General features: G+C 59.9%; 27 protein-coding genes. 15 read left to right on the forward strand and 12 right to left on the reverse strand.

The features are described from left to right. Position 1: 1 nt before the first annotated feature. From lptC to ABJ99_RS04610, 8 genes are all read left to right on the forward strand, one after another. Positions 2–574, forward strand: coding sequence for an LPS export ABC transporter periplasmic protein LptC (gene lptC / locus ABJ99_RS04575; protein ID WP_054084793.1), 573 nt, complete (start codon positions 2–4; stop codon positions 572–574). After that, the gene (gene lptA, locus ABJ99_RS04580; RefSeq protein WP_042912547.1) at positions 561–1,109 is read left to right on the forward strand and encodes a lipopolysaccharide transport periplasmic protein LptA; all 549 of its coding nucleotides are present in this window, start codon (positions 561–563) and stop codon (positions 1,107–1,109) included. Before lptC ends, lptA begins: the two co-directional genes overlap by 14 nt. Beyond that, the gene (gene lptB, locus ABJ99_RS04585) at positions 1,110–1,835 is read left to right on the forward strand and encodes an LPS export ABC transporter ATP-binding protein (protein ID WP_007248990.1); all 726 of its coding nucleotides are present in this window, start codon (positions 1,110–1,112) and stop codon (positions 1,833–1,835) included. Positions 1,836–2,018: 183 nt separating this feature from the next. Continuing rightward, positions 2,019–3,512, forward strand: coding sequence for an RNA polymerase factor sigma-54 (locus ABJ99_RS04590; RefSeq protein ID WP_054084794.1), 1,494 nt, complete (start codon positions 2,019–2,021; stop codon positions 3,510–3,512). A gap of 75 nt (positions 3,513–3,587) precedes the next feature. Continuing rightward, positions 3,588–3,896, forward strand: coding sequence for a ribosome hibernation-promoting factor, HPF/YfiA family (hpf, locus tag ABJ99_RS04595; protein ID WP_054084795.1), 309 nt, complete (start codon positions 3,588–3,590; stop codon positions 3,894–3,896). Between the two features lie 10 nt (positions 3,897–3,906). Beyond that, positions 3,907–4,371 (forward strand): PTS IIA-like nitrogen regulatory protein PtsN, encoded by a 465-nt coding sequence (gene ptsN, locus ABJ99_RS04600; protein ID WP_054084796.1) that lies wholly within the window; start codon positions 3,907–3,909, stop codon positions 4,369–4,371. A gap of 2 nt (positions 4,372–4,373) precedes the next feature. After that, positions 4,374–5,231, forward strand: coding sequence for an RNase adapter RapZ (rapZ, locus tag ABJ99_RS04605; protein ID WP_054084797.1), 858 nt, complete (start codon positions 4,374–4,376; stop codon positions 5,229–5,231). A gap of 16 nt (positions 5,232–5,247) precedes the next feature. Continuing rightward, positions 5,248–5,520 (forward strand): HPr family phosphocarrier protein, encoded by a 273-nt coding sequence (locus ABJ99_RS04610; RefSeq protein WP_054084798.1) that lies wholly within the window; start codon positions 5,248–5,250, stop codon positions 5,518–5,520. A 200-nt stretch (positions 5,521–5,720) separates the two neighbouring features. Here the strand turns inward: ABJ99_RS04610 and ABJ99_RS04615 are convergent, their stop codons facing one another. The 3 genes from ABJ99_RS04615 to pmbA form a co-directional block, all read right to left on the reverse strand. Continuing rightward, positions 5,721–6,332, reverse strand: a complete 612-nt coding sequence (locus tag ABJ99_RS04615; protein WP_054084799.1) for a superoxide dismutase — start codon at positions 6,330–6,332, stop codon at positions 5,721–5,723. After that, positions 6,333–6,794: a tetratricopeptide repeat protein gene (locus tag ABJ99_RS04620; RefSeq protein WP_054084800.1), complete on the reverse strand. Its 462-nt coding sequence runs from the start codon at positions 6,792–6,794 to the stop codon at positions 6,333–6,335. It lies immediately after the preceding gene. Positions 6,795–7,082: 288 nt separating this feature from the next. Continuing rightward, a complete protein-coding gene (gene pmbA, locus ABJ99_RS04625; protein ID WP_054084838.1) occupies positions 7,083–8,429 on the reverse strand; it encodes a metalloprotease PmbA in 1,347 nt (448 codons plus the stop codon). Between the two features lie 107 nt (positions 8,430–8,536). On the opposite strand from pmbA, the gene yjgA reads away from it, so the two are divergent. Continuing rightward, complete coding sequence (gene yjgA / locus ABJ99_RS04630) at positions 8,537–9,058, forward strand: ribosome biogenesis factor YjgA (RefSeq protein ID WP_003377535.1); 522 nt, start codon at positions 8,537–8,539, stop codon at positions 9,056–9,058. A gap of 48 nt (positions 9,059–9,106) precedes the next feature. On the opposite strand, the gene tldD is transcribed toward yjgA, so the two are convergent. The 8 genes from tldD to mreB form a co-directional block, all read right to left on the reverse strand. Beyond that, entirely contained in the window at positions 9,107–10,546 is a 1,440-nt protein-coding gene (tldD, locus tag ABJ99_RS04635) for a metalloprotease TldD (protein ID WP_054084801.1), read from the reverse strand. Positions 10,547–10,548: 2 nt separating this feature from the next. Beyond that, complete coding sequence (locus ABJ99_RS04640) at positions 10,549–11,394, reverse strand: carbon-nitrogen hydrolase family protein (RefSeq protein ID WP_054084839.1); 846 nt, start codon at positions 11,392–11,394, stop codon at positions 10,549–10,551. A gap of 48 nt (positions 11,395–11,442) precedes the next feature. Beyond that, entirely contained in the window at positions 11,443–15,258 is a 3,816-nt protein-coding gene (locus tag ABJ99_RS04645) for a YhdP family protein (protein ID WP_054084802.1), read from the reverse strand. Positions 15,259–15,440: 182 nt separating this feature from the next. Then, positions 15,441–16,898, reverse strand: coding sequence for a ribonuclease G (gene rng, locus ABJ99_RS04650; RefSeq protein ID WP_054084803.1), 1,458 nt, complete (start codon positions 16,896–16,898; stop codon positions 15,441–15,443). Beyond that, the gene (locus tag ABJ99_RS04655) at positions 16,895–17,497 is read right to left on the reverse strand and encodes a Maf family protein (protein WP_054084804.1); all 603 of its coding nucleotides are present in this window, start codon (positions 17,495–17,497) and stop codon (positions 16,895–16,897) included. Before ABJ99_RS04655 ends, rng begins: the two co-directional genes overlap by 4 nt. Positions 17,498–17,564: 67 nt before the next feature. Next, on the reverse strand, positions 17,565–18,056 hold the full coding sequence (gene mreD, locus ABJ99_RS04660) for a rod shape-determining protein MreD (RefSeq protein ID WP_054084805.1): 492 nt from the start codon (positions 18,054–18,056) through the stop codon (positions 17,565–17,567). Continuing rightward, positions 18,049–19,125, reverse strand: a complete 1,077-nt coding sequence (gene mreC, locus ABJ99_RS04665; protein ID WP_054084806.1) for a rod shape-determining protein MreC — start codon at positions 19,123–19,125, stop codon at positions 18,049–18,051. The genes mreD and mreC overlap by 8 nt, the downstream gene beginning before the upstream one ends. 231 nt (positions 19,126–19,356) lie before the next feature. After that, positions 19,357–20,394 (reverse strand): rod shape-determining protein MreB, encoded by a 1,038-nt coding sequence (mreB, locus tag ABJ99_RS04670; RefSeq protein ID WP_007249007.1) that lies wholly within the window; start codon positions 20,392–20,394, stop codon positions 19,357–19,359. 205 nt (positions 20,395–20,599) lie between these two features. On the opposite strand from mreB, the gene gatC reads away from it, so the two are divergent. From gatC to ABJ99_RS04700, 6 genes are all read left to right on the forward strand, one after another. Beyond that, complete coding sequence (gene gatC / locus ABJ99_RS04675; RefSeq protein ID WP_003400217.1) at positions 20,600–20,887, forward strand: Asp-tRNA(Asn)/Glu-tRNA(Gln) amidotransferase subunit GatC; 288 nt, start codon at positions 20,600–20,602, stop codon at positions 20,885–20,887. Positions 20,888–20,901: 14 nt separating this feature from the next. After that, positions 20,902–22,353, forward strand: a complete 1,452-nt coding sequence (gene gatA / locus ABJ99_RS04680) for an Asp-tRNA(Asn)/Glu-tRNA(Gln) amidotransferase subunit GatA (RefSeq protein ID WP_054084807.1) — start codon at positions 20,902–20,904, stop codon at positions 22,351–22,353. Between the two features lie 10 nt (positions 22,354–22,363). Then, entirely contained in the window at positions 22,364–23,809 is a 1,446-nt protein-coding gene (gatB, locus tag ABJ99_RS04685) for an Asp-tRNA(Asn)/Glu-tRNA(Gln) amidotransferase subunit GatB (protein ID WP_054084808.1), read from the forward strand. Between the two features lie 284 nt (positions 23,810–24,093). Further along, a complete protein-coding gene (locus ABJ99_RS04690) occupies positions 24,094–24,462 on the forward strand; it encodes a septal ring lytic transglycosylase RlpA family protein (protein WP_007249010.1) in 369 nt (122 codons plus the stop codon). A gap of 53 nt (positions 24,463–24,515) precedes the next feature. Then, positions 24,516–25,547 (forward strand): calcium/sodium antiporter, encoded by a 1,032-nt coding sequence (locus ABJ99_RS04695; RefSeq protein ID WP_054084809.1) that lies wholly within the window; start codon positions 24,516–24,518, stop codon positions 25,545–25,547. 32 nt (positions 25,548–25,579) lie between these two features. Further along, positions 25,580–25,963: a carboxymuconolactone decarboxylase family protein gene (locus ABJ99_RS04700; RefSeq protein WP_054084810.1), complete on the forward strand. Its 384-nt coding sequence runs from the start codon at positions 25,580–25,582 to the stop codon at positions 25,961–25,963. On the opposite strand, the gene ABJ99_RS04705 is transcribed toward ABJ99_RS04700, so the two are convergent. Continuing rightward, a complete protein-coding gene (locus tag ABJ99_RS04705; protein ID WP_054084811.1) occupies positions 25,960–26,901 on the reverse strand; it encodes an AEC family transporter in 942 nt (313 codons plus the stop codon). The genes ABJ99_RS04700 and ABJ99_RS04705 overlap by 4 nt on opposite strands. Positions 26,902–26,986: the final 85 nt, after the last annotated feature.

The following is a 26,986-nucleotide window of genomic DNA, read 5'->3' on the forward strand; positions in this document are numbered from 1 at the left end:
TATGTTCACTAAAAAAATTCGGAAGTTCCTGCTTCTCGGGGTACTGGCACTGCTGCTGGCAGCCGTCGGTTACTGGAATATAAGCCCGGAAAGTTTTATGGATCAGCCTGACGGGTCGGTTGACGACACCGCCATCGACTACTATGCGATCAACACGCGCAGTGTGCAGTACCTGCAAGACGGCACGCTTCAGTACGACATGACTGCCGACAAGGTCGAGCACGTGAAGGCCACGGATGTAAGCTTGCTGACCACCCCCAACCTGAACATGTACCGGGGCGGCGCGTTCCCGTGGCATGTACAGAGTAAAAGGGGCGAAGTTTCATCCGCCGGGGATCAGGTCGAGTTGATGGACTCCGTTCGCGTCGAACGCACCGATGAAAAACAACGCACGACCATTATTACCAGCAGTCGCATGACCGTATTCCCTCAGAAGGAATATGCGGAGACCGACCAAGACGTTAGAATCGACGGCGCGGGCGGTGTCACTACGGCCAAGGGAATGAAAGCGTATTTGAAAGACAGCAGGATGGACCTGCTATCCAACGTAAGAGGACAGTATGAGGCTCGTTAAAACTCTTCCTTTATTGCTCGGCTTGGGCGCAGCACTGGGAAGCGCGAGCGCCTGGTCCCTGCCAACCGACCGCGATCAGCCGATCCACATTCAGTCTGACGACGCTCAGCTCGATGACAAGAAAGGCGTTGCTACCTACCGGGGCAATGTCGTCATCACGCAAGGTTCGATGAAAGTCACCGGCAACACCGTGACGATCACGCGTAATGCCCAAGGCGAAGTGGATGTGTTCACGTCCGTTGGCAACCTGGCTTACTACGAGCAGAAGCCTGCCCCGGACAAACCGATCGTGCAGGCCTATGCCGTCACGATCCAGTACTACGCCGGCCAGGACCGTATCGTCCTGATCGACAAGGCCAAGGTCATCAACGACGGCAACACGTCGGAAGGCGAGAAAATCGTCTACGACACGGTCAGACAGGTGGTCACTGCCGGCCGGGCCAGCGGTGGCACCAAGCTGACGACTCCACGGCCCCGTATCGACATGGTCATCCAGCCGAAGAAGAAAACCGATCAACCGCAGAAGGCCCCGTAAATGGCAACGCTCAAAGCCCAGCATCTGGCTAAAAGCTACAAGAGCCGACAAGTCGTGCGCGATGTGAGTATCTCCATCGAAAGCGGGCAGATCGTCGGCTTGCTGGGCCCCAACGGCGCCGGCAAGACCACGTGCTTCTACATGATCGTGGGCCTGGTCCAGGCGGATCAGGGCCGCGTGCTGATTGACGATCTGGATGTCAGCCACCAGCCCATGCACGGTCGTGCACGCGCCGGTATCGGCTATCTGCCACAGGAAGCCTCGATCTTCCGCAAGCTGTCAGTGTCCGACAACATCATGGCGATCCTCGAGACCCGCAAGGAACTCGATGCCGGAGCCCGTCGCAAGGAGCTCGAAAGCCTGTTGCAGGAGTTCCACATCACGCACATTCGCGACAACCTGGGCATGAGCCTGTCAGGTGGCGAACGTCGCCGTGTGGAAATCGCCCGCGCCCTGGCCACCTCGCCAAAATTCATCCTCCTGGATGAACCGTTCGCAGGCGTGGACCCGATCTCGGTGGGCGATATCAAGCAGATCATCCACCACCTGAAAGCCAAGGGCATCGGCGTGCTGATCACCGATCACAACGTCCGTGAAACCCTCGATATCTGTGAAACCGCATACATCGTCAACGATGGACAGCTGATTGCAGAAGGCGATTCGGAAACCATTCTGGCCAATCAGCTGGTGAAAGAAGTGTACCTCGGCCACGAGTTCCGTCTCTGATAAAGCGCCTTTGGCACGCCCCGGCTGATTGATGCCTCTTTAGCGTATTGACAAGATTTTATTTGTCATAACGCTCTAGGCAAAGCTGTAGGTTTCAGGCATATAATTTGCTTAATGATGGCGCCCCGGCGCCTGTAGTAGATGGCGCACGTGCGTCAGCGAATAAGGTGTTTAGCCCCTGCCATGAAACCATCGCTAGTCTTGAGAATGGGCCAGCAGCTGACGATGACGCCGCAGCTGCAACAGGCAATCCGTTTACTTCAGTTGTCCACTCTGGACCTCCAGCAGGAGATTCAGGAGGCGCTGGAGTCCAACCCTATGCTCGAACGGCAGGAAGAAGGCGACGATTTCGACAACTCCGATCCGCTTGCCGACAACATCGAACAAAAGCCCAACCCCGACGTTCAGGAGCCGACCTACCAGGAAGCCGCCCCCACGGTGGACAACCTGGAAGACGGCGAATGGGGCGAACGCATTCCAAACGAACTGCCCGTCGACACCGCCTGGGAAGATGTCTACCAGACCAGCGCCAGCAGCCTGCCCAGCAGCGATGATGACGAGTGGGACTTCACCACCCGTACTTCCGTCGGCGAAAGCCTGCAGAGCCATCTATTGTGGCAACTGAACGTGGCGCCAATGTCCGACAAGGATCGGCTGGTTGCAGTGACGCTGATCGACTGCATCAACAATCAGGGCTATCTGGACGAAACGCTGGAAGAGATTCTCGAGTCCTTCGATCCCGAGCTGGACATCGAACTCGACGAGATCGAAGCTGTACTGCACCGTATTCAGCAATTCGAACCTGCCGGCATCGGCGCGCGCAACCTGAGCGAATGCCTGCTCTTGCAATTGCGCCAGCTGCCCGCGAAAACACCCTGGCTGGCAGAAGCACAACGTCTGGTCACCGAGTACATCGACCTGCTGGGCAGTCGTGATTACGCCCAGCTGATGCGGCGCATGAAGATCAAGGAAGATGAGCTGCGTCAGGTCATCGAACTGGTCCAGAGCCTCAACCCGCGTCCTGGTTCGCAAATCGAGTCCACAGAAGCCGAATACGTCATTCCTGACGTGATCGTGCGCAAGGACAACGAACGCTGGCTGGTCGAACTCAATCAGGAGTCGGTACCACGCCTGCGCGTCAACCCGCAATACGCCGGGTTTGTGCGGCGCGCCGATACCAGTGCCGACAACACCTTCATGCGCAACCAGTTGCAGGAAGCCCGCTGGTTCATCAAGAGCCTGCAAAGCCGCAACGAAACCCTGATGAAGGTCGCGACCCAGATCGTCGAGCATCAGCGCGGTTTTCTCGAGTATGGCGACGAGGCCATGAAACCACTCGTCCTGCACGATATCGCCGAGGCGGTGGGCATGCACGAGTCGACCATCTCGCGCGTCACTACGCAAAAGTTCATGCACACCCCACGGGGCATTTACGAGCTGAAATACTTCTTTTCAAGCCACGTAAGCACCTCCGAGGGCGGCGAATGCTCGTCCACGGCCATTCGCGCAATCATCAAAAAACTGGTTGCGGCGGAAAATCAGAAAAAGCCGTTGAGTGATAGCAAGATCGCTGGTTTACTGGAGGCACAAGGCATTCAAGTAGCCCGTCGCACAGTCGCCAAGTACCGCGAATCATTAGGGATAGCGCCTTCCAGTGAGCGTAAGCGACTGATGTGATGCAGGCCGAGCCACAGCGTTCCAGTGGCAGGCGCCATGCCTGTCTCTTTATGCATTGGCAAAGGAGAAAGCTGTATGCAAGTCAACATCAGTGGACACCAACTGGAAGTGACCAAACCCCTTCGCGAATATGTCGGGCTCAAGCTCAAGAAGCTCGAAGGGCATTTTGACAAGATTACGAACGTGCAGGTCACGATGGCGGTCGAGAAGCTCAGGCAGAAGATCGAAGCCACTCTGCACATCCACGGTGGAGAGGTCGTTGCCAATGCTGAACATGACGACATGTACGCTGCCATCGACCTGCTCACCGACAAGCTCGACCGACAATTGCTCAAGCATAAGGAAAAGCAGCAAAGCATCCTCAAAGGTGCGGCCGCTCGCTAACGCCATTTAAATGATCCGATTTGAAAATATCCTGACCCCCGGCCGTTCACACGTGAACGTGCCGGGAGGCAGCAAAAAGCGTGTACTCGAAAACATTGCCAACCTGATCGGTCGTGAAGTACCGGGCATGGTTCCGGACACTGTATTCGCAAGCCTCGTCGCCCGGGAAAAGCTGGGGTCGACCGGTTTTGGCAACGGCATTGCCATCCCGCACTGCCGCCTCAAAGGCTGCGGCGAACCCGTCAGTGCGGTCATTCACCTCGCTACCCCTATCGACTTCGACGCCATCGACGGTGCGCCGGTCGACCTGCTTTTCGTATTGCTGGTCCCGGACGCCGCCACCGATGCTCACCTGGAACTGCTTCGCCAGATTGCCAGCATGCTTGATCGCGCCGATGTGCGTGAGCGCCTGCGCCGCGCCGAAAGCGGTGAGGCACTCTATCAAGTGGTGCTGGACGTGCAGAAAGGCCACTGACCATGCGCATGATCATCGTCAGCGGCCGCTCCGGCTCGGGAAAAAGCACAGCACTGGATGTACTGGAAGACAACGGTTTCTACTGCGTCGACAACCTTCCTGCCGGCCTGCTGCCAGAACTGGCAGAACGCGCACTGATCAATACCGAGCTGGCAGAACCACTGCTGGCGGTGTCGATCGATGCACGCAATCTGCCAAGCCATCTGACCCGTTTCCCGCAAATGCTGGATGAAGTGCGCTCACGCAACATTCAATGTGATGTGCTCTATCTGGATGCGGATGAAGCAACGCTGCTCAAGCGTTTCTCGGAAACCCGACGTCGCCACCCTTTGAGCACGTCGGATCGTTCGCTGGCCGAGGCCATACGCGACGAAACTACGCTGCTCGGCCCGATCATCGATCTGGCCGACCTCAAGATCAACACCACTCACCTGAATCTCTACCAACTGCGCGATGCACTGAAATTGCGCCTGCTCAACAAGCCCGAGCCGGGCACCGCGTTTCTGCTTGAGTCGTTCGGTTTCAAGCGCGGCATGCCGGTCGATGCCGACCTGGTATTCGATGTGCGCTGCCTGCCCAATCCCTACTGGAAGCCCGAGCTGCGCGATCACTCAGGTCTTGAACAGCCAGTGATCGATTACCTGTCTGTGCAACCCGACGTTGAAGAGATGTTTCAGGACATTTTCTCGTATTTGAACAAATGGCTGCCCCGATTCGCGGCCAGTAACCGTTCTTACGTTACCATTGCCATCGGTTGCACGGGCGGGCACCACCGCTCCGTCTACCTGACAGAACGCCTGGGTCAGGTATTGCAACAATCACTCAAGAACGTTCAGGTCCGCCACCGGGACCTTAGCTGAAAGGATTTACACTGCGATGCCCGCTCGTCAAATCACCATCATCAACAAACTGGGCCTGCACGCCCGCGCCGCCGCCAAGTTCGTCGGCGTTGCCGGCAAGTTTCCCTGCCAGATCCGCGTCGGCCGCGCCCCGGAAAACATGGTCGATGGCAAAAGCATCATGGCCGTGATGATGCTGGCTGCGGGCAAAGGCACCGAGCTCCATCTGCATACAGAAGGTGAATCCGAGCAGGAAGCCCTGAACGGGTTGGTCGAGCTGATCAACAACAGGTTTGATGAGGGCGAATAAGCCCTCGGTTTCAAGCTGCTTTCCAGCAATACTGTATCCATCGTCAGCAGCACATTCGAAGCCAACACACCCCCCGCCCTGCCAGCAACACTATACCCGCCAACAGCAGCACGGTTCCTACACCCCTGCGGAGCATCCGTACGCCAGCGGCCTTGAGTATTTCTGAACGCATGGATGCCCTTGGCTGTTTGTCGAGGGAATCAGACCAGAGCGGCCTGATAGCGTCGGGAAACTTCCTGCCAGTTGATCACGTTGTAAAACGCATTGATGTACTCGGGGCGGCGGTTCTGGTAGCGCAGGTAGTACGCGTGCTCCCATACGTCCAGGCCCAGTATTGGCGTGTTGCCATTCATCAGCGGGCTGTCCTGGTTGCCGCTGCTTTCGACCACGAGTTTTTTGTCAGGGGTGACGCTCAGCCAGGCCCAGCCGCTGCCGAAACGCGTCAGCGCGGCCTTGGTGAACGCTTCTTTGAAGCGGTCAAAACCACCCAGTTGCTCATCGATTGCAGCAGCGATCGCACCTTCAGGCACACCGCCACCACCTGGCACCATGACTTCCCAGAACAGCGAATGGTTGGCGTGACCGCCCCCATGATTGATCACCGTCGGCTGCAGATTTTCAGGCAGTTGCTTGACGCTGGCGACGAGCTTTTCGACAGACCAGTCGGCGAATTCAGTGCCGTCGACCGCTGCGTTGAGGTTGGTGATGTAGGTCTGGTGATGCTTGGTGTAGTGGATTTCCATGGTTTGCGCATCGATGTGCGGCTCAAGCGCATCGTAGGCATAAGGCAGTGCTGGCAAGGTATGAGACATTCAATGTGCTCCGTAGAAAAGTCCGGATTGAGTCGCTGAAGTGCGCTGCAGCGATGAACGCGTGTGCTCGCTGCTGCTGTTCAGCAATCGATGGGTACGCGGGTACTCGCCATGCTCGCTGATGAAACTCAATAGCTCGGCGTAGGTTTTGCTGCTATGGCGCAAGGCTGCTTCACGCAGGGCGGGAGGCAGGCGCTGGCTCTGCATGGTCTGCAACAGGTGTTGATGGATGGCGCACAGGTATTCGGCGCTTTCCTCCGGCTGCCCCAGGCTGAGGTGCAGATCCGCCAGGTTGTGATGGGAGATCACACACGCCGCGACGGCTTCGTCCACGTCCGGCCAACGCTCGAACAGCACCTGCGCCAAGGCCAGCGCCTGAAGGTACAGCTCACGGGCTTCGACCCACTCACCGAGACTGAAACAGCGATTGGCCTGTTCAATGGTGCGTTTCCAATGCTGCATGGCATACCTCCAGAGGCGCAGGCTGGCCGGATCAACTGATCGCGACGGCCACAGCACACCTTCAAATGATATTCATTATTAAATGAGATTTTGACTCAATACAAGCGAGTTGATGAGATTGATTCTTGAGGAAGGGATGATGCAAGGCTGCAAACGCTGTCGATCGCTCTTGATCACGGGACGAAGCGCAGTCGAGATGTGTGACACGGAATGTCGAGAACTGCGTGCCAAAGCCAATGGGGCATTGGCACGCGTTCAGTCAAGTGCGGGGCTGACGAGGCAGGCTGATCAGCTCCCCGCCACCATCATGCGCTCGATCAACACCGAACCTGTGCGGATGTTGCTGCGCAGCTCGAGATCACTGCCGACGGCGACAATCTGTTTGAACATGTCGCGCATGTTCCCGGCAATAGTGACCTCCTGAACCGGGAACTGAATTTCGCCGTTTTCGACCCAGAACCCTGCCGCGCCACGCGAATAATCACCGGTCACCATGTTCAGGCCGCTGCCCATCAGTTCGGTGACCAGCAAGCCGCGGCCCATGCGCCGGATCAGCGCGTCCTGATCTTCAGAACCATGGGTGACGAACAGGTTATGCACACCGCCCGCATTGGCGGTGCTCGGCATGCCTAGCTTGCGGCCGGAGTAGGTGCTCAGCACATAGGACACCAGGTCGCCTTTATCGACGAATGGCTTGGCATAAGTTGCCAGGCCGTCGCTGTCGAACGCGGAACTGCCCATGGCGTGCATCAGGTGTGGACGCTCGTCGATGGTCATCCATTCCGGAAACAGGCGCTGGCCAAGGGAGCCTTCAAGGAACGACGACTTGCGATACAGGTTGCCGCCGGAAATGGCACCGAGAAAACTGCCGAACAAGCCGCCGGCCAGTTCAGCGGCAAACAACACCGGCACTTCGCAGGTCGGCACCGGGCGCGCGCCCAGACGGCTCGCTGCCCGCTGCGCAGCCTTGCGGCCAATGCTTTCGGCATCGGCCAGCAAAGAGCCCTTACGGTTGACGTCATACCAGTAGTCGCGCTGCATCTGGCCTTCGCCTTCGGCGATCATCACGCAACTCAGGCTGTGCCGGGTCGACGCATAGCCGCCGATGAAACCATTGCTGTTGCCGTATACGCGGCAGCCCTGATGGGTATTGAGGGTGGTGCCATCGGCGTTCTTGATCCGGCTGTCGGCTGCAAACGCTGCCGCCTCGCAGATCAACGCTTTCTCGATGGCCTGCTCGGGCGTGATGTCCCAGGCATGATAGAGATCGAAATCCATGGTCTCTTTAGCCATCAGCGCAGCATCGGCCAGCCCGGAGCTTTCATCTTCGGAGGTGTGTTCGGCAATCGCCAGTGCAGCGGCAACCGTTTCACGAATGGCATCGGCGCCCGTGGCCGATGTGCTGGCCGAGCCTTTGCGCTGACCAACGTACAACGTGATGCCGAAACCCTGATCGCGGTTGAACTCGACGGTCTCGACCTCGCGCTGGCGGACCGATGTCGACAGTCCCTGATCCACCGACACGGCCACTTCACAGGCGCTGGCGCCCTGACGCCGCGCTTCGGCAATGATCTGCTCGACCTGTTCCTGCAGCTCGGGCAAGGCTTGTGGGCCGACGCTTTGGGTTGCACTCATGACTTTCTCCATCAAATTCTTCTTTCAGCACAGGCCGAATACCGACCGGGCCGGACAAGCGGCCCACGACTGGTTATCATGGCGGCGTTTCTTTGCGGACTGCCCCCATGGTTGATTCTTACGACGACTCCCTCGACGGGGAGAAAAGCAAAACTCAGGTCAAGCGCGAGCTGCATGCGCTGGTTGACCTCGGTGAGCGACTGACAACACTCAAAGCCGACGTGCTGGCCAAGCTGCCGCTGACCGACGCTTTGCGCAAGGCCCTGGCCGAAGCGCCCAAGCACACGGCCAACATTGCGCGAAAGCGGCACATTCTGTTCATTGGCAAGCTGATGCGCGATCAGGACCAGGAAGCCATTCTGGTATTGCTGGACCAACTCGATGCCTCCACCCGCCAGTACAATGAACGGTTTCACAATCTGGAACGCTGGCGGGATCGCCTGATTGCCGGTGATGACGCCGATCTCGAGAAATTCGTGATCGAGTACCCCGACGCTGATCGCCAGCAATTGCGCTCGTTGATCCGTCAGGCGCAACACGAAGTTGCACGCAACAAACCGCCGGCCACCAGCCGCAAAATCTTCAAATACATCCGTGAGCTGGACGAACTTCAACGCGGTCTGCGTTGATATCGACCTCGGGGCCAGATGCAGCAAGCAGCTGGCCCCGACTCACATTCAGTTACCCGTACCACCGACCGTGATCGCGTCGATTTTCAGCGTAGGCTGCCCCACGCCGACCGGCACTGACTGGCCGTCTTTCCCGCACGTACCGACGCCGCTGTCCAGCGACAGATCGTTACCGACCATCGACACCCGACTCATCGCCTCCGGCCCGTTGCCGATCAAGGTTGCGCCTTTGACCGGTGCGGTAATCTTGCCGTCTTCGATCAGGTAGGCCTCACTGGTCGAAAACACGAACTTGCCACTGGTGATATCCACCTGACCACCGCCCAGATTGGCGCAGTAGATGCCGCGCTTGACCGAGGCGATGATTTCCTGCGGATCGCTCTGCCCGCCCAGCATGTAGGTGTTGGTCATGCGCGGCATCGGCAGATGAGCATAGGACTCGCGGCGACCGTTACCGGTCCGCGCCACGCGCATCAAGCGGGCATTGAGCTTGTCCTGCATGTAGCCCTTGAGCACACCGTTCTCGATCAGCGTGGTGCACTCGGTCGGCGTACCTTCATCATCGACGCTCAGCGAGCCGCGACGCCCTGCGAGGGTGCCATCGTCGACGATGGTGCACAGCTTCGACGCCACCATTTCACCCATACGCCCGCTGTAGGCCGAACTGCCCTTGCGGTTGAAGTCGCCTTCCAGACCGTGGCCAACCGCTTCGTGCAGCAGCACCCCGGACCAGCCGGAACCCAATACCACCGGCAATGTGCCCGCCGGCGCGGGAATCGCTTCCAGATTGACCAGCGCCTGACGCAGCGCTTCACGGGCATAGCCCATGGCGCGGTCATCATTCAGGAAATAACGGTAGTCGGTACGCCCCCCACCGCCATGCCCGCCTCGTTCGCGACGGCCATTCTGTTCGACGATGACGCTGACATTGAAGCGCACCAGCGGACGCACATCGGCGGCCAGACTGCCGTCGGCAGCCGCCACCAGAATGCGCTCCCAGACCCCGGCCATGCTCACCGACACCTGCTGGATACGCGAGTCCAGCGCGCGAGTTGCGACGTCGATGCGTTTGAGCAGCTCGACCTTCTCGGCACGGCTCAGCACTTCCAGCGGGTTATCCGGGGCATACAGCTGAGCCACGTCCTGCGACGTAAACGTCTGCACGCGGCCATTCTGGCCAGCGCGAGAAATCGACCGGGCAGCGCGGGCAGCGGTGCGCAGCGCATCCTCAGTGATCGCGTTGCTGTAGGCGAAACCGGTCTTCTCGCCTGACTGAGCGCGTACGCCCACGCCTTGATCGAGATTGAAACTGCCTTCCTTGACGATGCCGTCTTCGAGCGACCAGGACTCGGAGATCATGCCCTGAAAATACAGGTCAGCCGCGTCGATACCAGGGCCGGCAAGCTCGCCGAGCACCGATTGCAGGTTGTCGAGGCTCAGGCCACCGGGTGCAAGAAGGTGTTCGCTGACTGAGGACAGATCACTCATATTCACTCCGAAGCAGGCCGCATGGCGTCCTGCGAAAAAAAGCGCCGGTGACTGGACACCGGCATCCGCGCCCGTATGGACGCCTGTTCTTCACTGTCTCGTGTGCCCGGCAACACGGCTTCACCCTGTGCCTGCTGAGCCAGTATGCGGCCCCATGGATCAACGATGGCCGCGTGCCCGTAAGTCTCGCGCGGCCCGGGATGGACCCCGCCCTGTGCCGCCGCCAGCACGTAACACTGGGTTTCGATGGCCCGCGCCCGGATCAGAATGTCCCAATGCGCAGCCCCCGTTACCGCAGTGAAGGCTGACGGCGCGGTAATCAGTTCAGCACCGGCTTCACGCAGCGCGGTGTACAGCTCGGGAAAGCGCAGGTCATAACAGACAGTCAGCCCCAGACGCCCCACAGGCGTATCGGCTACCACCACCCTGCTCCCATGAGCATAGTCATCCGATTCACGATAACGGCCCCGACTGTCCGCGACGTCCACATCGAACAGGTGCAGCTTGTCGTAACGCGCCACCTGCTCGCCGTGTTCATCGATCAGCAACGAACACGCCGTCACCTTGCCATCGGGCCGAGCGTTCGGCGGCAGTGGCAGGGTTCCGGCAACTATCCATAACTTGAGGTCGCGAGCGGCCAGTTTCAACCACGGCAGGATCGGTCCGTGCCCCTGCGCTTCGGCGCGGCCGATGTCAGCCACGTCGCGGCGGCCGATTGCGACGAAGTTTTCAGGCAGCACCGCCAACCGGGCACCGCCCGCGGCGGCCTGCTCCAGCAAGGCACGTGCCCTGGCCAGATTGGCTTCGATGTCGCTCTGGCTGACCATTTGAATCACGGCAAAAGACATGGCGACCCGCTGTTTGATGTCATGGCCACCACTGTACTCCATGCAGCGCTACTGAGGCTTTTCAAATGGTTTGTCGAACGTGATCTTCGGTTCTTTCCACGGCCCTTCGACCTTGTATTGCACGCTGGCAAAACGTGCAACCCGGTCGCCCAGCAGCTTGTCGACCAGAAACAGGGCACCACCAATGGCCGGCGCGCCGACGATCAGCGCCGCAATCGGCAAGTTGTTGGTCACCGGCAAGGTCACCAGCAGCTTGGCATCCACGCGGTCGCTGACCATGTCCAGCGTGCCGTTGAGCTCAAGGTTGCTGGATGGCCCGGTCAGGGTGATCGGCTTGCGGGTCACATAGACGCCGTCGCTGGCCACCAGCAGCCCCTTGACCCGGTCATAGCTGAGGCCCTTGCCGAGCAGGTCCGAAAAATCCAGACGCAGACGACGACCGATGGAGTTGAAATTCAGCAAACCGAACACGCGCAGCGCCTGGGCACCGCCCTCGACTTCCACGAACTGGCCGCGATTCAACGTGGCATCGAGACTGCCGGAGTAACGCTTGAGCCCCACCCAGGCAGGCGAACCCGGCCAGCGTCCATCCACATTCAGCTCGAAATTTTCACTGGTCACCGTCGGTGCAAAACTCCAGGCCTTGAGCACATCCGCCAGGTTCTTGCCTTCCAGATGGCCTTTGAACCAACTGCTGCTCGCCCCCGGCGCACCGTCCCAGGCACCCTCGCCTTCGAGCTGGATACCTTTAAGCCCCAGACTCATGTCAGACATGCGCATTCCGGTCGGCGTAGGGCGAATCTTCAGCGCCCACGGTCCCAACAGTTGATCACCCTGAAACAGTTGGGAAATATTTATGTCCAGTGCCGGAATCTTGCGCGGATCAACGTCTGCCAGCGGATCAGGGGCATTTTCGACCACTATGGCTTTCGGGTCGGGCGCAGGCAGGCGCACATACAACATATTGATACCAATCGGTGCGGACTTGGCGTCTGGAAGCAACGCAGTGCCCTTGGCCAGTGAGCTGTCCAGCGACAGGGCCCAAGCGGCGGCGTTACGCTGCAATTGCACACGCACATCATCCAGCGTGGTGCCCATCGCCGTCAGCTTGCCGATCTGCAGGTCAACGCTGTTGAGCAATTGTTTGGCGCTGCCGCCCGCATCGCCCCCGGCATAACGCCCGGCAAGCTCCTGCCAGGGCGCGACATCCAGCTCGGACAGCTCGCCACGAATTCGCAAACCCTTGGCCTCCGGCACGATGGCGCCGCCACGGCCCAGGTACAGCTCGCCACGGCCGTCTGCAAACTTGCCACCGGGTGCGGCGAACGCAAAGTTGGCCAGGTTATCGTACGCAGCGCCCAGTCGACGTTCCGGGCCCTGCAACGTCATACGGAATTCGCTCGGGCGCTCCACTTCGACGGGTTTGCCGAACGGCGCAGGCAGGTCGATTGCCACACCCTTGAGCGTGGAATTGATCACCAGCGGGCTGTCTTTGCTGTCCAGCGTCAGTTGCAATTGATACGGCAGATCGCCAGACACCGGCAAAGGCTGGGTCACGCTCAGCCAGTCAGTCAGTTTTTTTACCGTGACCTGGCCGTTCGCCACAATACGCGTCACGTTGGCACTGGGCGTGCCTTCTGCCGAGATTTCCGCAGTCACCGGGTTATCGAAGGCCTGCGCCTTGATGCCCTTGCCGCTCAAGCCGCTGGCGCTGTCGAAGCGAAAATCGCCTTTGAGCCGGGTCAGTTCCAGCACAGGGTCGGCCAGCCTCAAACGCGCGTTGTCAGTGCTGAAATCGACCACGACCTTCGGCTCCACACCTTTGGCCAGCGGGATATCCAGTTTGAGTTTGCCGTTCAGAGGACCCTCGCCCTGCCACCCGGCAAAGGTGCTACCGGTACCGATGGGCGCTTGCTGAAGAATTTTCAGGCCATCGCCCAGGCTTCCGGCAAAACTGCCATCGACCAGCAAGTGGCTGTCCTGGCCTGTTGGGACGTGAGGAATATTGACCAGCACATTGCTGACCTTAGTGTCGAGCAGTTGCCCCTTGCTGGCCTTGACCCGCACGCCGCTGTTTTCAACGTAAACCTTGCCATCGACGCCGGTCAGCGACGGCCAGCCCGGCTGAAACGCCAGCGTCGCGTTGCTGACATCGAAAAACAGGCTGATGACCCGCGCAGTGTCAGGCGAATTCTTGTTCAGCGAACCCTGATACTGGAAAAAACCCTGCTTGACCGCGCCACTTACCACGGCAGTGCGCAGCCAGTGATCGAGTTCGGGGCTGAGGGCAGTCGGCAGGTATTTGCTGGTGTAGCGGCCATCGCCATCGACCATGCCGACCCGCAGGTCCATGTAGTCTTCCTGATCATGACTGAGGTGGATCTTGATCAGGAAATCCGCAGCGATCCTGCCTTCATCGCCCAATACTTTGATGTACGGCGCGATGAGGGTGAAGGCTTGATCGTCCAGCTTCCAGGTCAGGCGGGCATTGGCTTTCTGATAGCGCCACGGTTTGGCGAAAATCGGCTCCAGATGCAACATGAAATCGTCGCTATCGAGCCGCAACTCGCCCTGCCCCAGATCGCCGCTGATCGCACCGCTTACATTTCCGGCTGCCGGTGCGCCGTGATAGGCGTTGAAGCCTGCCTTGTCGAGATTGGCGGCAAAACCGAGACGCTTGTCACCGGTCGCTTGCGGACGGTAATCGAGCAATACATTGCGCAGCCCACCCGTGACCTTGAGGCCGTCGACGACGGCCATTGCCTTGTCCGGCAAGGGTACAAGGGAGTCGATCAAGGGCGTGAGCGGCGTCAGGTCGAGGCGGTCGGCCTGCACGTGCCAGAGTTCTTCGCTGTCGGGTGTTGCGGCCGTTTGCGTCAGTTGCAGACGACTTTCCCAGCGTTTGCCGGCAAGGTCCATCGCCAGCGAATCGAGCGTGAGCCGGAAGCCGGTTTCAGTCCGGGCGAACCAGGCGTTGAGCGCCAGATTATCTACCGTGGTCGGCTTACGTGCGGCGTAGACACCTTTGATTTTCGGCGCATTGAGGCGCGCGGTTGCGCTCTGCACAGTGCCCTTGCCCCAGCTCATCCACACTTCGCCACCGGCTTGCAGCGTCGACAGCGTCCATTCGCGGGTGAGGCTCTTGGGCAGCCATTTGCCCCAGTCGCTTTGCGGCAGGCTGGCGTAGAAATCCGCCTCGCCCTCTTTCCAGCGGCTGGCCTGCACGCGAGAACGCATGTTCAGCGCCAGCGGCTGGCCGTCCGGCAGGGTCACCCGCGCATCCAGACGCTGATGGTAACTGCCCGTGGTCAGGCTGACGTTGACGTACGTCAGGGTCAGCGGCGCAGCGTCGAACGGTTGCACCGTCACCTGGCTGTCGAGCAGCGACAGGTGCGCCACCCTTTGCATCTGATTCAACACTTGCTCGGGGTTGAACGGGCTGTCGTCACGCACCGGCAGGCCTTGAACTGCCCAGCTACCGTCCTGACCCTGCTTGACAATGAACTGCAGGCCGTCGACTTCCAGATGATCGATACGCACTTCACGCGCCAGCAGGCTCGCCCAAAGATCGGGGACGACCCGCACGCGATCCAGACGCAAGGCGCTGGGGCCCTCGCCGACCATCACGTCACGGGCCAGCACCACCGGGGAGAAACTGTTCCAGCTACCTTCCAGGCGGCCAATGCTCAGTGGCATGCCCAGCGCAGTGCTGGCACGGCTTTCGACATCGACACGGTATTCCGCCACCAGAGGCGTCAGTTGACGGCCGAGGCTGACATACAGCGCCGCCAGTACCAGAATCAGCGCGCAAATGCTCAGCCCCCAGCGCGTCAGGGTTGCAACGATGCGAGAAAGACGGCCCATCTCAGGATGTCCTCCGCTGCGAGATGCAAAGACCGGATTCAGCGAACAGCTTTCGGCTCGGGTCGGCAGGTGCAGTCAGGTTCAGGTTGTGCTCGTTCGCCACGCATCATTCTCAATAAACGGCATACCTGCCAGAAACCCGTCGGGCGCCAGTCGTCTACATTTCCCTGCGGCCAGCAACCTCAGAGCAGGACGACGTCGTATTGTTCCTGCGAGTACATGGTTTCTACCTGAAAACGGATGGTTCGTCCGATAAAGCTCTCCAGTTCCGCCACATTGCCAGACTCTTCGTCGAGCAGCCTGTCGACCACGCGCTGGCTGGCCAGCACCCGATAGCCGACTGCCTGATAGGCCCTGGCCTCGCGCAAAATCTCGCGGAAGATTTCGTAACAGATGGTCTCGGGAGTTTTCAGCTTGCCGCGTCCTGCACAGCAATGACACGGCTCGCACAGCACTTGCTCAAGGCTTTCACGGGTGCGCTTGCGCGTCATCTGCACCAGCCCCAGCTCGGTGATGCCGATGATGTTGGTCTTGGCGTGATCGCGTTCCAGCTGTTTTTCCAGGGTCCGCAGCACCTGACGCTGATGCTCGCCGTCTTCCATGTCGATAAAATCGATGATGATGATGCCGCCCAGATTACGCAGGCGCAGTTGGCGGGCAATCGCGATCGCCGCTTCCAGGTTGGTCTTGAAGATGGTCTCTTCCAGGTTCCGGTGGCCGACGAACGCCCCGGTGTTCACATCGATGGTGCTCATGGCCTCGGCCGGGTCGATGACCAGATAGCCGCCAGACTTGAGCGGCACTTTGCGCTCAAGGGCTTTCTGGATTTCGTCTTCGACGCCGTACAGGTCGAAAATCGGTCGCTCGCCAGGGTAATGCTCGAGCCGGTCGGCAATTTCGGGCATCAGCTCCGCGACAAACTGGGTGGTTTTCTGGAAGGTTTCCCGTGAATCGATACGGATCTTCTCGATGCGCGGGCTGACCAGGTCACGCAAGGTGCGCAGCGCCAGGCCGAGATCTTCGTAAATGACAGTGGGCGGGCTGACGGTCTTGATCTGCTCGCCGATCTGGTCCCAGAGCCTGCGCAGGTAGCGGATGTCCATGAGGATTTCATCGGCACCGGCGCCTTCGGCAGCGGTGCGCAAAATAAAGCCCCCGGCCTCCTTGATGCCTTCCAGCGCCACGCAATCGCTGACCACTTTCTTGAGCCGCTCGCGCTCGGCTTCGTCCTCGATCTTCAGGGAAATGCCCACGTGCGCAGTGCGCGGCATGTACACCAGATAACGCGACGGGATCGACAACTGCGTGGTCAGCCGGGCGCCCTTGCTGCCGATCGGGTCCTTGGTGACCTGAACCACCAGACTTTGCCCGTCATGCACCAGCGACGCGATACTCTCGACCGCAGGCCCTTCACGCATGGAGATTTCCGAGGCGTGAATAAACGCTGCGCGGTCCAGACCGATGTCGATGAACGCCGCCTGCATGCCGGGCAGCACCCGCACGACCTTGCCCTTGTAGATATTGCCGACGATGCCGCGACGCTGGGTGCGCTCGACATGCACCTCTTGCAGCACACCGTTTTCGACCACTGCCACCCGCGATTCCATCGGGGTGATGTTGATCAGAATCTCTTCACTCATGACTTGTCACCTTCCAGGCGTTGCCAGCAGGGTATGCCGAAACGGCCGAGCAATTCTGCGGTTTCACACAGAGGCAGACCAACCACCCCAGAATAGCTGCCCTGCAAGCCTTGGACGAAAATTGCCGCCAGGCCTTGAATGGCATAGCCGCCCGCTTTGTCGACAGGCTCGCCGCTGGCCCAGTAGGCTTGCGCCTCATGCAGCTGAATCTCGCGAAAGCGAACGCGGCTGGTCACCACACAGGTTTCGCTGCGCTGCCGATTGATGAGCGCAACGGCCGTCATGACGTCGTGTTCGCGCCCCGACAAGGCCGTCAACATGCTCAGCGCGTCCGCTTCATCGACCGGTTTGCCAAGAATTCGCCCGTCCAGCACCACGGCGGTGTCCGCGCCCATCACGCAGCCATGCTGATCAGCCTGCACCAACGACAGGCCCGCCTGAGCCTTGCCCAGCGCAAGACGCTCGACATAGGCGGCCGGGGTTTCGTGGTCGAAAGGGGTTTCATCGATCTGCGTGCTCAACACAGCGAAGGGCACGCCGATCTGAGTCAGAAGTTCGCGACGGCGCGGTGAGCCGGAAGCCAGATAGAGCGAGGGCATAAGGACATCTCCGTGTCGGTGACGGTTAACGCGCAAGCCCTCTCAGGGTGCAGCGCTCACCTTGCGCTTAATTGATTTTCAAACGTTTGCGCAATCCACGCAGACCGTAACTGACCCAAGGCCACAGCAACGCACTGACCAGCGCGGGCAACACCAGCGCCAGAGTCGGCTGACGATTTCCGGTCAGGGCACTGAGCCACAGTTGCGCAAGCTGCGCCAGACCGAATATCACCAGCAACACCAGACATTGCTGCCACATCGGGAACATGCGCAGGCGCTGTTGCAGGGACATCACCAGAAAGGTAATCAGGCTGAGGATCAACGCATTCTGACCGAGCAGCGTGCCGTACAGCACATCCTCCATCAGGCCCAGAACCCACGCGGTGGTCATCCCGTACTTGTGCGGCAATGCCAGCACCCAGAAGGTCAGCAGCAGGGCCAGCCACAAGGGGCGAAAGATTTCCATGAACTGCGGCAACGGCGAAACGCTCAGCAACAGGCCGATTGCAAAAGTCAGCCAGACAACCCAGCCATTGCGCCCGGAGACATGACTAACCATCAATTGGCTCCCGAGCAGTGGAAGGGATGGACGCAGGCGGCTGCGACGCGGCGGGACGGGACGCTGGACGAGCCGGTTTGACCGGCGTCGCAGCAGGCGCGGCAGGCGCTGGCGTCGTCGCCTGAGAAGCGGGTTTATGGATGATCGCAGCCCCTGGAAATACCGGAATGGTCGCTTGCGGCCACATCGGGAATGCCGGTGTTGGCGGCGGCAGCGTTGCCATCACGGTGGGCTCGATGCCCTTTTCAATCGATTCCTGCGCCTGCGCGGCATCGGCGGCACGCTCTTCCGGGGAGCGACCATCGGAGAACACCAGCAGCAGATAACGGCTGCGATTCAGCGCAGCCGTCGGCACAGCGCGGACAATGGCGAACGGCTGACCGGAATCGTGGATGACTTCCTTGACCGTCGCCACCGGATAACCGGCCGGAAAACGCTGACCGAGACCGGAACTGACCAGCAGATCGCCTTCCTTGATGTCCGCCGTATCTGCCACATGGCGAAGCTCCAGACGCTCCGGGTTACCGGTGCCGCTGGCAATAGCGCGCAGGCCGTTGCGATTCACCTGAACCGGAATGCTGTGCGTGGTATCCGTCAGCAGCAAGACGCGCGAGGTGTAGGGCATCAGCTCAACGACCTGGCCCATCAGGCCACGGGCATCGAGTACCGGCTGCCCCAGTACAACGCCGTCGCGCTCGCCTTTATTGATGATAATCCGGTGAGTAAAGGGGTTCGGGTCCATGCCGATCAGCTCGGCGACCTCGACTTTCTCATTGACCAGCGCCGAAGAGTTCAGCAACTCGCGCAGCCGAACGTTTTGCTCGGTCAGGGCCGCCAGTTTTTGCAGGCGGCCTTGCAGGAGCAGGGCTTCGGTCTTGAGTTTTTCGTTCTCGGCGATCAGTTCGGTACGGCTGCCGAACTGGCTGGCAACGCCTTGATACAAACGTTGTGGCAGATCGACAATCCAGTAGGACTGCATGAGCACCATGGACATCTGGCTGCGCACGGGCTTGAGGATCGTAAAACGGGCGTCGACAACCATCAACGCAACCGACAGAACGGCCAGCACCAGCAGACGTACGCCCAGCGAAGGGCCTTTTGCGAAGAGCGGTTTAATAGGCCGCTCCTACGGGGCATGCGATCACGGGATCGAGCTTCAATGGGCTGTTATTCATGCGCTATGGAACCGGCCTGGACAAATGAAAGAGATAGGCAGCCTGTTTCGGCGTCAGCCTGACGCATACAGGTAGCACATACGCTACCTGCATACAAAAGACTCCGTGAACGGCACCCCGGCGATTTACTCGCTGGAGAGCAGGTCCATGGTGTGCTTATCCATCATTTCCAGCGCACGGCCACCGCCACGCGCTACGCAGGTCAGCGGGTCTTCGGCAACGATCACCGGCAGACCGGTTTCCTGAGCGAGCAGTTTGTCCAGATCACGCAACAACGCGCCACCACCGGTCAGCACCAGGCCACGCTCGGCGATGTCCGAAGCGAGTTCCGGCGGCGATTGCTCCAGAGCGCTCTTGACCGCCTGAACGATGGTCGCCAGCGACTCCTGAAGCGCTTCGAGCACTTCGTTGGAGTTCAGGGTGAACGCACGTGGCACGCCTTCCGCCAGGTTACGGCCACGAACGTCGACTTCGCGCACTTCGCCGCCCGGGTAGGCGGTGCCGATTTCCTGCTTGATGCGCTCGGCAGTGGACTCACCGATCAGGCTGCCGTAGTTACGACGCACGTAGGTGATGATCGCTTCGTCGAAACGGTCGCCGCCCACTCGCACGGATTCGGCGTAGACAATGCCGTTCAGGGAGATCAGAGCGATCTCGGTGGTGCCGCCGCCGATGTCGACAACCATCGAACCGCGAGCTTCTTCCACCGGCAGACCGGCACCGATCGCTGCGGCCATTGGCTCTTCGATCAGGAAGACTTCACGCGCACCTGCGCCCAGGGCCGACTCGCGAATTGCGCGACGCTCAACCTGAGTGGATTTGCATGGAACGCAGATCAGCACCCGAGGGCTGGGCTGCAGAAAGCTGTTTTCGTGGACCTTGTTGATGAAGTACTGCAACATTTTTTCGCAGACACTGAAATCGGCAATAACGCCGTCTTTCATGGGACGAATCGCTGCAATGTTGCCTGGAGTACGGCCCAGCATGCGCTTGGCTTCGGTACCGACAGCTACGACACTCTTCTGGTTGCCGTGAGTACGAATGGCAACGACAGAGGGTTCATTCAGGACGATACCGCGCTCACGCACGTAAATAAGGGTGTTGGCAGTGCCCAGGTCGATGGATAGATCACTGGAAAACATGCCACGCAGTTTCTTGAACATGGGAAAGGGACCCTAGGGAACGCGTGGTAAAAAAAGTGCGGCAAACTCTAACAACGACAGGGATTTTGGGCAAGGAGCCAATATGCTAAATTGGCGGTTTTCCGAACACCATTCTCCGCGTTAGCGGCTTGAGACAGCAATAACGCGATAGTGTTCCGCAATTGGCAACAATGCAAATCCGTCAGCATTCCACTGGAGATACCCCATGGCGCTTGAACGCTCCGACGTGGAAAAGATCGCTCATCTGGCTCGACTGGGCCTTAATGACGCCGATATCCCGCGTACTACCGAAGCACTGAACAGCATTCTCGGTCTGGTCGACCAGATGCAGGCGGTCGACACTGCAGGCATCGAACCTCTGGCTCACCCGCTGGAAGCGACCCAGCGCCTGCGCGAAGACGCCGTTACCGAACGAAATCGCCGCGATACTTACCAAGCCATCGCACCTGCGGTCCAGGACGGTCTGTATCTGGTTCCGAAAGTCATCGAGTAAGGGAAAGCGCCTGCATGCATCAAATGACTCTGGCCGAGATCGCTCGCGGACTCGCCGATAAAAAGTTCTCTTCTGAAGAGCTGACCCGTGTCCTGCTGTCGCGCATCGCACAGCTCGATCCGCAGCTCAACAGCTTCATCAGCCTCACCGAAGACCTGGCCATCACTCAGGCCCAGGCGGCAGACGCACGCCGCGCCGCCGGTGAAAACGGCCCGCTGCTCGGCGCCCCGCTGGCGCACAAGGACCTGTTCTGCACGCAGGGCATCCGTACCAGCTGCGGCTCGCTGATGCTCGACAATTTCAAGGCGCCCTACGACGCCACCGTCGTGTCGCGGCTGGCCTCGGCGGGCACCGTCACGCTGGGCAAGACCAATATGGACGAATTCGCCATGGGGTCGGCCAACGAATCCAGCCATTACGGCGCGGTGAAAAACCCGTGGAACCTCGAATGCGTGCCCGGCGGCTCTTCTGGCGGTTCGGCTGCGGCTGTCGCTGCCCGCCTGCTGCCCGCCGCAACCGGTACTGACACCGGCGGCTCGATTCGCCAGCCGGCGGCGCTGACCAACCTCACCGGCCTCAAGCCAACCTATGGCCGCGTCTCGCGCTGGGGCATGATTGCCTACGCGTCCAGCCTCGATCAGGCCGGCCCCATGGCCCGTACTGCTGAAGACTGTGCCCTGCTGCTGCAAGGTATGGCCGGTTTCGATCCGCAGGATTCCACCAGCATCGACGAGCCGGTCCCGGACTATTCCGCCAGCCTCAATACCTCGCTCAAGGGCCTGCGTATCGGGGTGCCGAAAGAATATTTCAGCGCCGGCCTCGACCCGCGCATCGCGCAGCTGGTGCATGAAAGCGTCAAGGAGCTGGAAAAGCTCGGTGCAGTCGTCAAGGAAGTCAGCCTGCCAAACCTGCAACACGCCATTCCGGCCTATTACGTCATCGCGCCGGCAGAGGCCTCGTCCAACCTGTCGCGCTTCGACGGTGTGCGCTTCGGCTACCGTTGCGAAGACCCGAAAGACCTGACCGACCTGTACAAGCGCTCACGCGCCGAAGGCTTTGGCCCGGAAGTTCAGCGACGCATCATGGTCGGCGCCTACGCGCTGTCGGCGGGCTATTACGACGCCTATTACTTGCAGGCGCAGAAAATCCGTCGCCTGATCAAGAACGACTTCATGAGCGCATTCGCCGACGTCGACGTGATTCTCGGCCCGACCACGCCCAACCCGGCTTGGAAAATCGGCGCCAAGACCAACGATCCGATTGCCGAATACCTGGAAGACTTCTACACCATTACCGCCAACCTGGCGGGCCTGCCGGGCTTGTCGATGCCAGCGGGCTTTGTCGATGGTCTGCCGGTCGGCGTGCAATTGCTCGCCCCGTATTTTCAGGAAGGCCGTCTCTTGAATGTGGCGCATCAGTATCAGCAAGTCACTGACTGGCACACTCGCGCACCTGAAGGCTTCTGAGGAGAAACACATGCAATGGGAAGTCGTCATCGGGCTGGAGATTCATACCCAGCTTTCGACCCAATCAAAGATTTTTTCCGGCAGCGCCACCACGTTCGGCTCCGAGCCCAACACCCAGGCCAGCCTGGTCGATCTGGGCATGCCGGGCGTGTTGCCGGTGCTGAACAAGGAGGCCGTACGCATGGCCGTCAAGTTCGGCCTGGCGGTGGACGCCGAAATCGGTCAGCACAACGTGTTTGCCCGCAAGAACTACTTTTACCCTGACCTGCCCAAGGGTTATCAGATCAGCCAGATGGAATTGCCGATTGTTGGCAAAGGCCACCTGGACATCACCCTGGAAGACGGCACGGTCAAGCGCATTGGCATCACCCGCGCGCACCTGGAAGAAGACGCAGGCAAGAGCCTGCACGAAGACTTCCAGGGCATGACCGGTATCGACCTGAACCGCGCCGGCACGCCGCTGCTGGAGATCATTTCCGAGCCGGACATGCGCAGCGCCAAGGAAGCCGTCGCCTACGTCAAAGCCATCCACGCGATCGTCCGTTACCTGGGCATCTGCGACGGCAACATGGCCGAAGGGTCACTGCGCTGCGACTGCAACGTGTCGATTCGCCCTAAAGGCCAGGTCGAGTTCGGCACCCGCTGCGAGATCAAGAACGTCAACTCGTTCCGCTTCATCGAGAAGGCGATCAACAGCGAAATCCAGCGTCAGATCGATCTGATCGAAGACGGTGGCAAGGTTATCCAGCAGACGCGTCTGTACGACCCGAACACCAATGAAACCCGCGCCATGCGCAGCAAGGAGGAAGCCAACGACTACCGTTACTTCCCCGATCCTGACCTGTTGCCGGTGATCATCGAGGATTCGTTCCTGGAAGAAACCCGCGCCACGCTGCCGGAACTGCCGCCACAGAAACGCGAGCGCTTCCAGAGCCAGTTCGGCTTGTCGACCTACGACGCCAGCGTGCTGGCTTCGAGCCGCGAGCAGGCCGACTATTTCGAAAAAGTGGTCAGCATCAGCGGCGATGCCAAGCTGGCGGCCAACTGGGTCATGGTCGAACTGGGCAGCTTGTTGAACAAGCAGGGTGTCGAGATCGAGCAATCGCCAGTCAGCGCCGAGCAACTGGGCGGCATGCTCAAGCGCATCACCGACAACACCATCTCGGGCAAGATCGCAAAAATGGTCTTCGAAGCGATGGCCAATGGTGAAGGCAGCGCCGATGAAGTCATCGAGAAACGCGGCCTGAAGCAGGTGACCGACAGCGGTGCCATTGAATCGATGCTCGACGAAGTGCTGGCGGCCAATGCAGAACAGGTCGAACAGTATCGGGCTGCTGATGAAATCAAGCGCGGCAAGATGTTTGGCTTCTTCGTCGGCCAGGCCATGAAAGCCTCCAAAGGCAAAGCCAACCCGCAGCAGGTCAATGAACTGCTGAAGGCCAAGCTGGAGGGTTGATCGTCCCAAGCGCCGGACTCATCGCCATGCATGAGTCTCTATAGGCCGGGAAAATGGGTCTGAAACCGTAGCACCAAGCGGACTGCAGATCCCTGTGGGAGTGAGACGGGCGACGCTTCGCTTGCTCACGAAGACTATGTCAAAGCGCCCTGTCTCTTGGGGCTGTACCGACCTATTCGCGAGCAAGCTCGCTCCCACAGGTTTTGTATATAACGCAGAGCATTGGCACGAGCGTCAGGTAGATCTTGCAGAACTCAACCCCACTGGCACCCAGGACCCCATCCATGCGCCGACTTCTTCTTGCCAGCAGCCTGCTGACCTTGCTGGCTGGCTGCGCCAATCACATCATTGACCCTCACGGTTATGATGAAACCGGCACCGCCGCCTATTACGGCGCTCGCCATCACGGCAATCGCACTGCCAGCGGCGAATCCTTCAATCAAAATGCCCTGACCGCCGCCCACCGGCAATTACCTTTCGGGACGCGGGTCAAGGTGACCAACCTCGACAATCAGCGAACGGTCGTCGTGCGCATCAACGACCGAGGGCCGCACACGCGTGGCCGATTGATCGATGTCTCTCGCGAAGCAGCCGAACAACTGGGTATGCTGCGCAGCGGCACTGCGCCCGTTCGCGTTCAGGCCCTCGACTAAGGACACACGGTATTCTCCAGCTATCGGCCCTGCCCGCTCCCGCCCTCATTCAAATGTTCGGCGGCTTTCTTCTGCTGCTGATCGGGGCGGAGTTGTCGGTGCGCGCGGCGGTGCACCTGGCCGCGATCTTCAAGGTCAGACCGTTGATCATCGGCCTGACTGTCGTGGCGATGGGCACCAGCGCTCCGCAAATGGCCGTCAGCCTGCAAGCTGCCTTCTCGGACAACACCGACATCGCAGTGGGCAGCGTTATCGGCGGCAACATCTTCAACGTGCTGGTGATCCTTGGCCTGTGCGCATTGATCATTCCGTTGCGGGTGGCGCGACAAGTGCTGCACATCGACATACCGTTGATGATCGGCGCCTGCCTGCTGGCGATCGGCCTGTCGTGGAACGGCGAGTTCAGCACGTTCGACGGCGTCGTGCTGCTGGCCGGATTGCTGGTTTGCCTGTTCATCATCGTGCGTCAGGGCGGTCATGGTCCGCGCCACGGCCAGGCCGACATCACGGACAAGCCCCGCACCCTTACGCGCATGCTCATGCTCGCCGCCGGCTTGCTGATGCTGACCGCTGGCGGGCATCTGCTGGTCAATGCCTCGGTAGTGATCGCCCTCCATCTGGGGCTTTCCGAGCGCATTATCGGCCTGACCGTGATCGCTATCGGCACCTCGCTGCCCGCACTGATGGCCTCGCTGATCGCCGCACTGCGCGGCGAACGCGACATCGCGGTCGGTAACGTGATTGGCAGCAACCTGTTCAACCTGCTCGGGGTACTCGGCGTGACCGCTCTGGTGGCCCCCATGCCGCTGACGATCTCGCCCAATGCGCTGGTTTTCGATCTGCCGGTGATGCTGGGCGTGGCATTGCTGTGCGTGCCGCTGTTTTATTCCGGCTACCGGATAGACCGCATCGAAGGCTTGCTGCTGCTGGCGTTGTACCTGACCTACGGCTTGCATATCGTGTCGATCAGCACCGGCATGGCATTGGCTGAAAGGCTTGAAGGCTGGATGCTCACGCTGGTTCTGCCGCTATTGGGCATCATCGTCGCCTGGGGCACCATTCGTGCGTGGCGGCGCCAGCACTGATTTCAATCCGTAGTGATCAGAGGAGAAACGCCATGACCGACAACACGATCAGCGAAGGCGAGCAGATTCGTCGCCAGGTGATGGGCGATGTCTACGTCGACCGTGCGCTGGGCAACGCCACCGATTTCAGCCAGCCCTTGCAGGATTTCGTCAACGAACACGCGTGGGGCAGCGTCTGGAGTCGTGAGGGTTTGCCGCTGAAAACCCGCAGCCTGATCACCCTGGCCACCCTCACCGCGCTCAAATGCCCGCAAGAATTGAAAGGCCATGTGCGGGGCGCACTGAACAACGGTTGCACCGTCGAAGAAATTCGTGAAGCGCTGCTGCATTGCGCGGTATACGCCGGAGTGCCTGCGGCCATCGATGCATTTCGTGCCGCTCAGGAAGTGATCGACAGCTACGTGAAACCGGACTAGATCCAGCCGCCCCATTGCAGAATGAAAATGCCCACATTGGTGGTGACGGCGGCGGCCAGCGTGGTGATCACGATGATTGCAGCCGCCAGTTCGTAATTGCCGTCCGCCGTGCGCGCCATGATGTAGCTGGCGGCGGCGGTCGGGCTGCCGAAATACAGAAACAGAATTCCCAGCTCCGCACCGCGAAAGCCGGCCAGCCAGGCGGCCAGCGTGCAAAGCACTGGCAACGCGACCATTTTCATGACGCTGGCACTGACGGCCAGCTTGCCGCTCTTGCGCAATGACGCCAGCGACAGCGTGCCGCCAATACAGATCAGCGCCAACGGCAGGGTCATCTGTGCCAGATAGCTGCCGGACGTCTCCAGCCATTTGGGCAAACCGATACTGAAATACGCGAAGGGCGAGGCCACGATCACACTGATGATCAGCGGGTTGGCCAGCACGCTCTTGAAAATGCTCCACGGGTCGGACTTGATCACCGGGCTGTAGACCGCCAGCACCACGGTCGAGAGCGTGTTATAGAACACGATAACCAGTGCCGCGAGAATGGCACCCAGCGAAATGCCGTAAGAGCCATACATGCTGGCCGCCAGTGCCAGACCGATCACGCCGTTATTGCCGCGAAACGCGCCCTGAACGTAGATCCCCCGCTCTGCATACGGGCAGCGCCATACGGCCCAGAGCCAGGCGAACGCGAAACTCAGCAGCGTCGCCACGCTGAAGAAAATCAGCAGTTTGGGCTGCAGTGCGCTGCGCAGATCGGCGTGAATGATGCCCAGAAACAGCAGCGCGGGCATGGTGACGTTGAACACCAGCCCCGAGGCCGCCACGATGAACCCGTCGTTGATCGCGCCGATGCGCCTGAGCAACACGCCCAGGAACAGCATGGCGAACACCGGGGCGGTGATGTTCAGGGTTTCGAGAAAGATAGCCAACATGCAACGCACCCGATCCATCATTAGGTGGCTAATGATAAGCCACCCATGCCGGGCATGTTGCAAGGATTTTCAGGAAAGCCTGCGA

Origin of the sequence: Pseudomonas syringae pv. cilantro (assembly GCF_001293775.1) — a bacterium.
Taxonomy (GTDB): domain Bacteria; phylum Pseudomonadota; class Gammaproteobacteria; order Pseudomonadales; family Pseudomonadaceae; genus Aquipseudomonas; species Aquipseudomonas syringae_P.

Coding starts and splice junctions, on each gene's coding strand:
- lptC (WP_054084793.1), top strand. CDS start 2: ATGTTCACTAAAAAAATTCGGAAGTTCCTGCTTCTCGGGGTACTGGCA.
- lptA (WP_042912547.1), top strand. CDS start 561: ATGAGGCTCGTTAAAACTCTTCCTTTATTGCTCGGCTTGGGCGCAGCA.
- lptB (WP_007248990.1), top strand. CDS start 1,110: ATGGCAACGCTCAAAGCCCAGCATCTGGCTAAAAGCTACAAGAGCCGA.
- ABJ99_RS04590 (WP_054084794.1), top strand. CDS start 2,019: ATGAAACCATCGCTAGTCTTGAGAATGGGCCAGCAGCTGACGATGACG.
- hpf (WP_054084795.1), top strand. CDS start 3,588: ATGCAAGTCAACATCAGTGGACACCAACTGGAAGTGACCAAACCCCTT.
- ptsN (WP_054084796.1), top strand. CDS start 3,907: ATGATCCGATTTGAAAATATCCTGACCCCCGGCCGTTCACACGTGAAC.
- rapZ (WP_054084797.1), top strand. CDS start 4,374: ATGCGCATGATCATCGTCAGCGGCCGCTCCGGCTCGGGAAAAAGCACA.
- ABJ99_RS04610 (WP_054084798.1), top strand. CDS start 5,248: ATGCCCGCTCGTCAAATCACCATCATCAACAAACTGGGCCTGCACGCC.
- ABJ99_RS04615 (WP_054084799.1), bottom strand. CDS start 6,332: ATGTCTCATACCTTGCCAGCACTGCCTTATGCCTACGATGCGCTTGAG.
- ABJ99_RS04620 (WP_054084800.1), bottom strand. CDS start 6,794: ATGCAGCATTGGAAACGCACCATTGAACAGGCCAATCGCTGTTTCAGT.
- pmbA (WP_054084838.1), bottom strand. CDS start 8,429: ATGAGTGCAACCCAAAGCGTCGGCCCACAAGCCTTGCCCGAGCTGCAG.
- yjgA (WP_003377535.1), top strand. CDS start 8,537: ATGGTTGATTCTTACGACGACTCCCTCGACGGGGAGAAAAGCAAAACT.
- tldD (WP_054084801.1), bottom strand. CDS start 10,546: ATGAGTGATCTGTCCTCAGTCAGCGAACACCTTCTTGCACCCGGTGGC.
- ABJ99_RS04640 (WP_054084839.1), bottom strand. CDS start 11,394: ATGTCTTTTGCCGTGATTCAAATGGTCAGCCAGAGCGACATCGAAGCC.
- ABJ99_RS04645 (WP_054084802.1), bottom strand. CDS start 15,258: ATGGGCCGTCTTTCTCGCATCGTTGCAACCCTGACGCGCTGGGGGCTG.
- rng (WP_054084803.1), bottom strand. CDS start 16,898: ATGAGTGAAGAGATTCTGATCAACATCACCCCGATGGAATCGCGGGTG.
- ABJ99_RS04655 (WP_054084804.1), bottom strand. CDS start 17,497: ATGCCCTCGCTCTATCTGGCTTCCGGCTCACCGCGCCGTCGCGAACTT.
- mreD (WP_054084805.1), bottom strand. CDS start 18,056: ATGGTTAGTCATGTCTCCGGGCGCAATGGCTGGGTTGTCTGGCTGACT.
- mreB (WP_007249007.1), bottom strand. CDS start 20,394: ATGTTCAAGAAACTGCGTGGCATGTTTTCCAGTGATCTATCCATCGAC.
- gatC (WP_003400217.1), top strand. CDS start 20,600: ATGGCGCTTGAACGCTCCGACGTGGAAAAGATCGCTCATCTGGCTCGA.
- gatA (WP_054084807.1), top strand. CDS start 20,902: ATGCATCAAATGACTCTGGCCGAGATCGCTCGCGGACTCGCCGATAAA.
- gatB (WP_054084808.1), top strand. CDS start 22,364: ATGCAATGGGAAGTCGTCATCGGGCTGGAGATTCATACCCAGCTTTCG.
- ABJ99_RS04690 (WP_007249010.1), top strand. CDS start 24,094: ATGCGCCGACTTCTTCTTGCCAGCAGCCTGCTGACCTTGCTGGCTGGC.
- ABJ99_RS04695 (WP_054084809.1), top strand. CDS start 24,516: ATGTTCGGCGGCTTTCTTCTGCTGCTGATCGGGGCGGAGTTGTCGGTG.
- ABJ99_RS04700 (WP_054084810.1), top strand. CDS start 25,580: ATGACCGACAACACGATCAGCGAAGGCGAGCAGATTCGTCGCCAGGTG.
- ABJ99_RS04705 (WP_054084811.1), bottom strand. CDS start 26,901: ATGTTGGCTATCTTTCTCGAAACCCTGAACATCACCGCCCCGGTGTTC.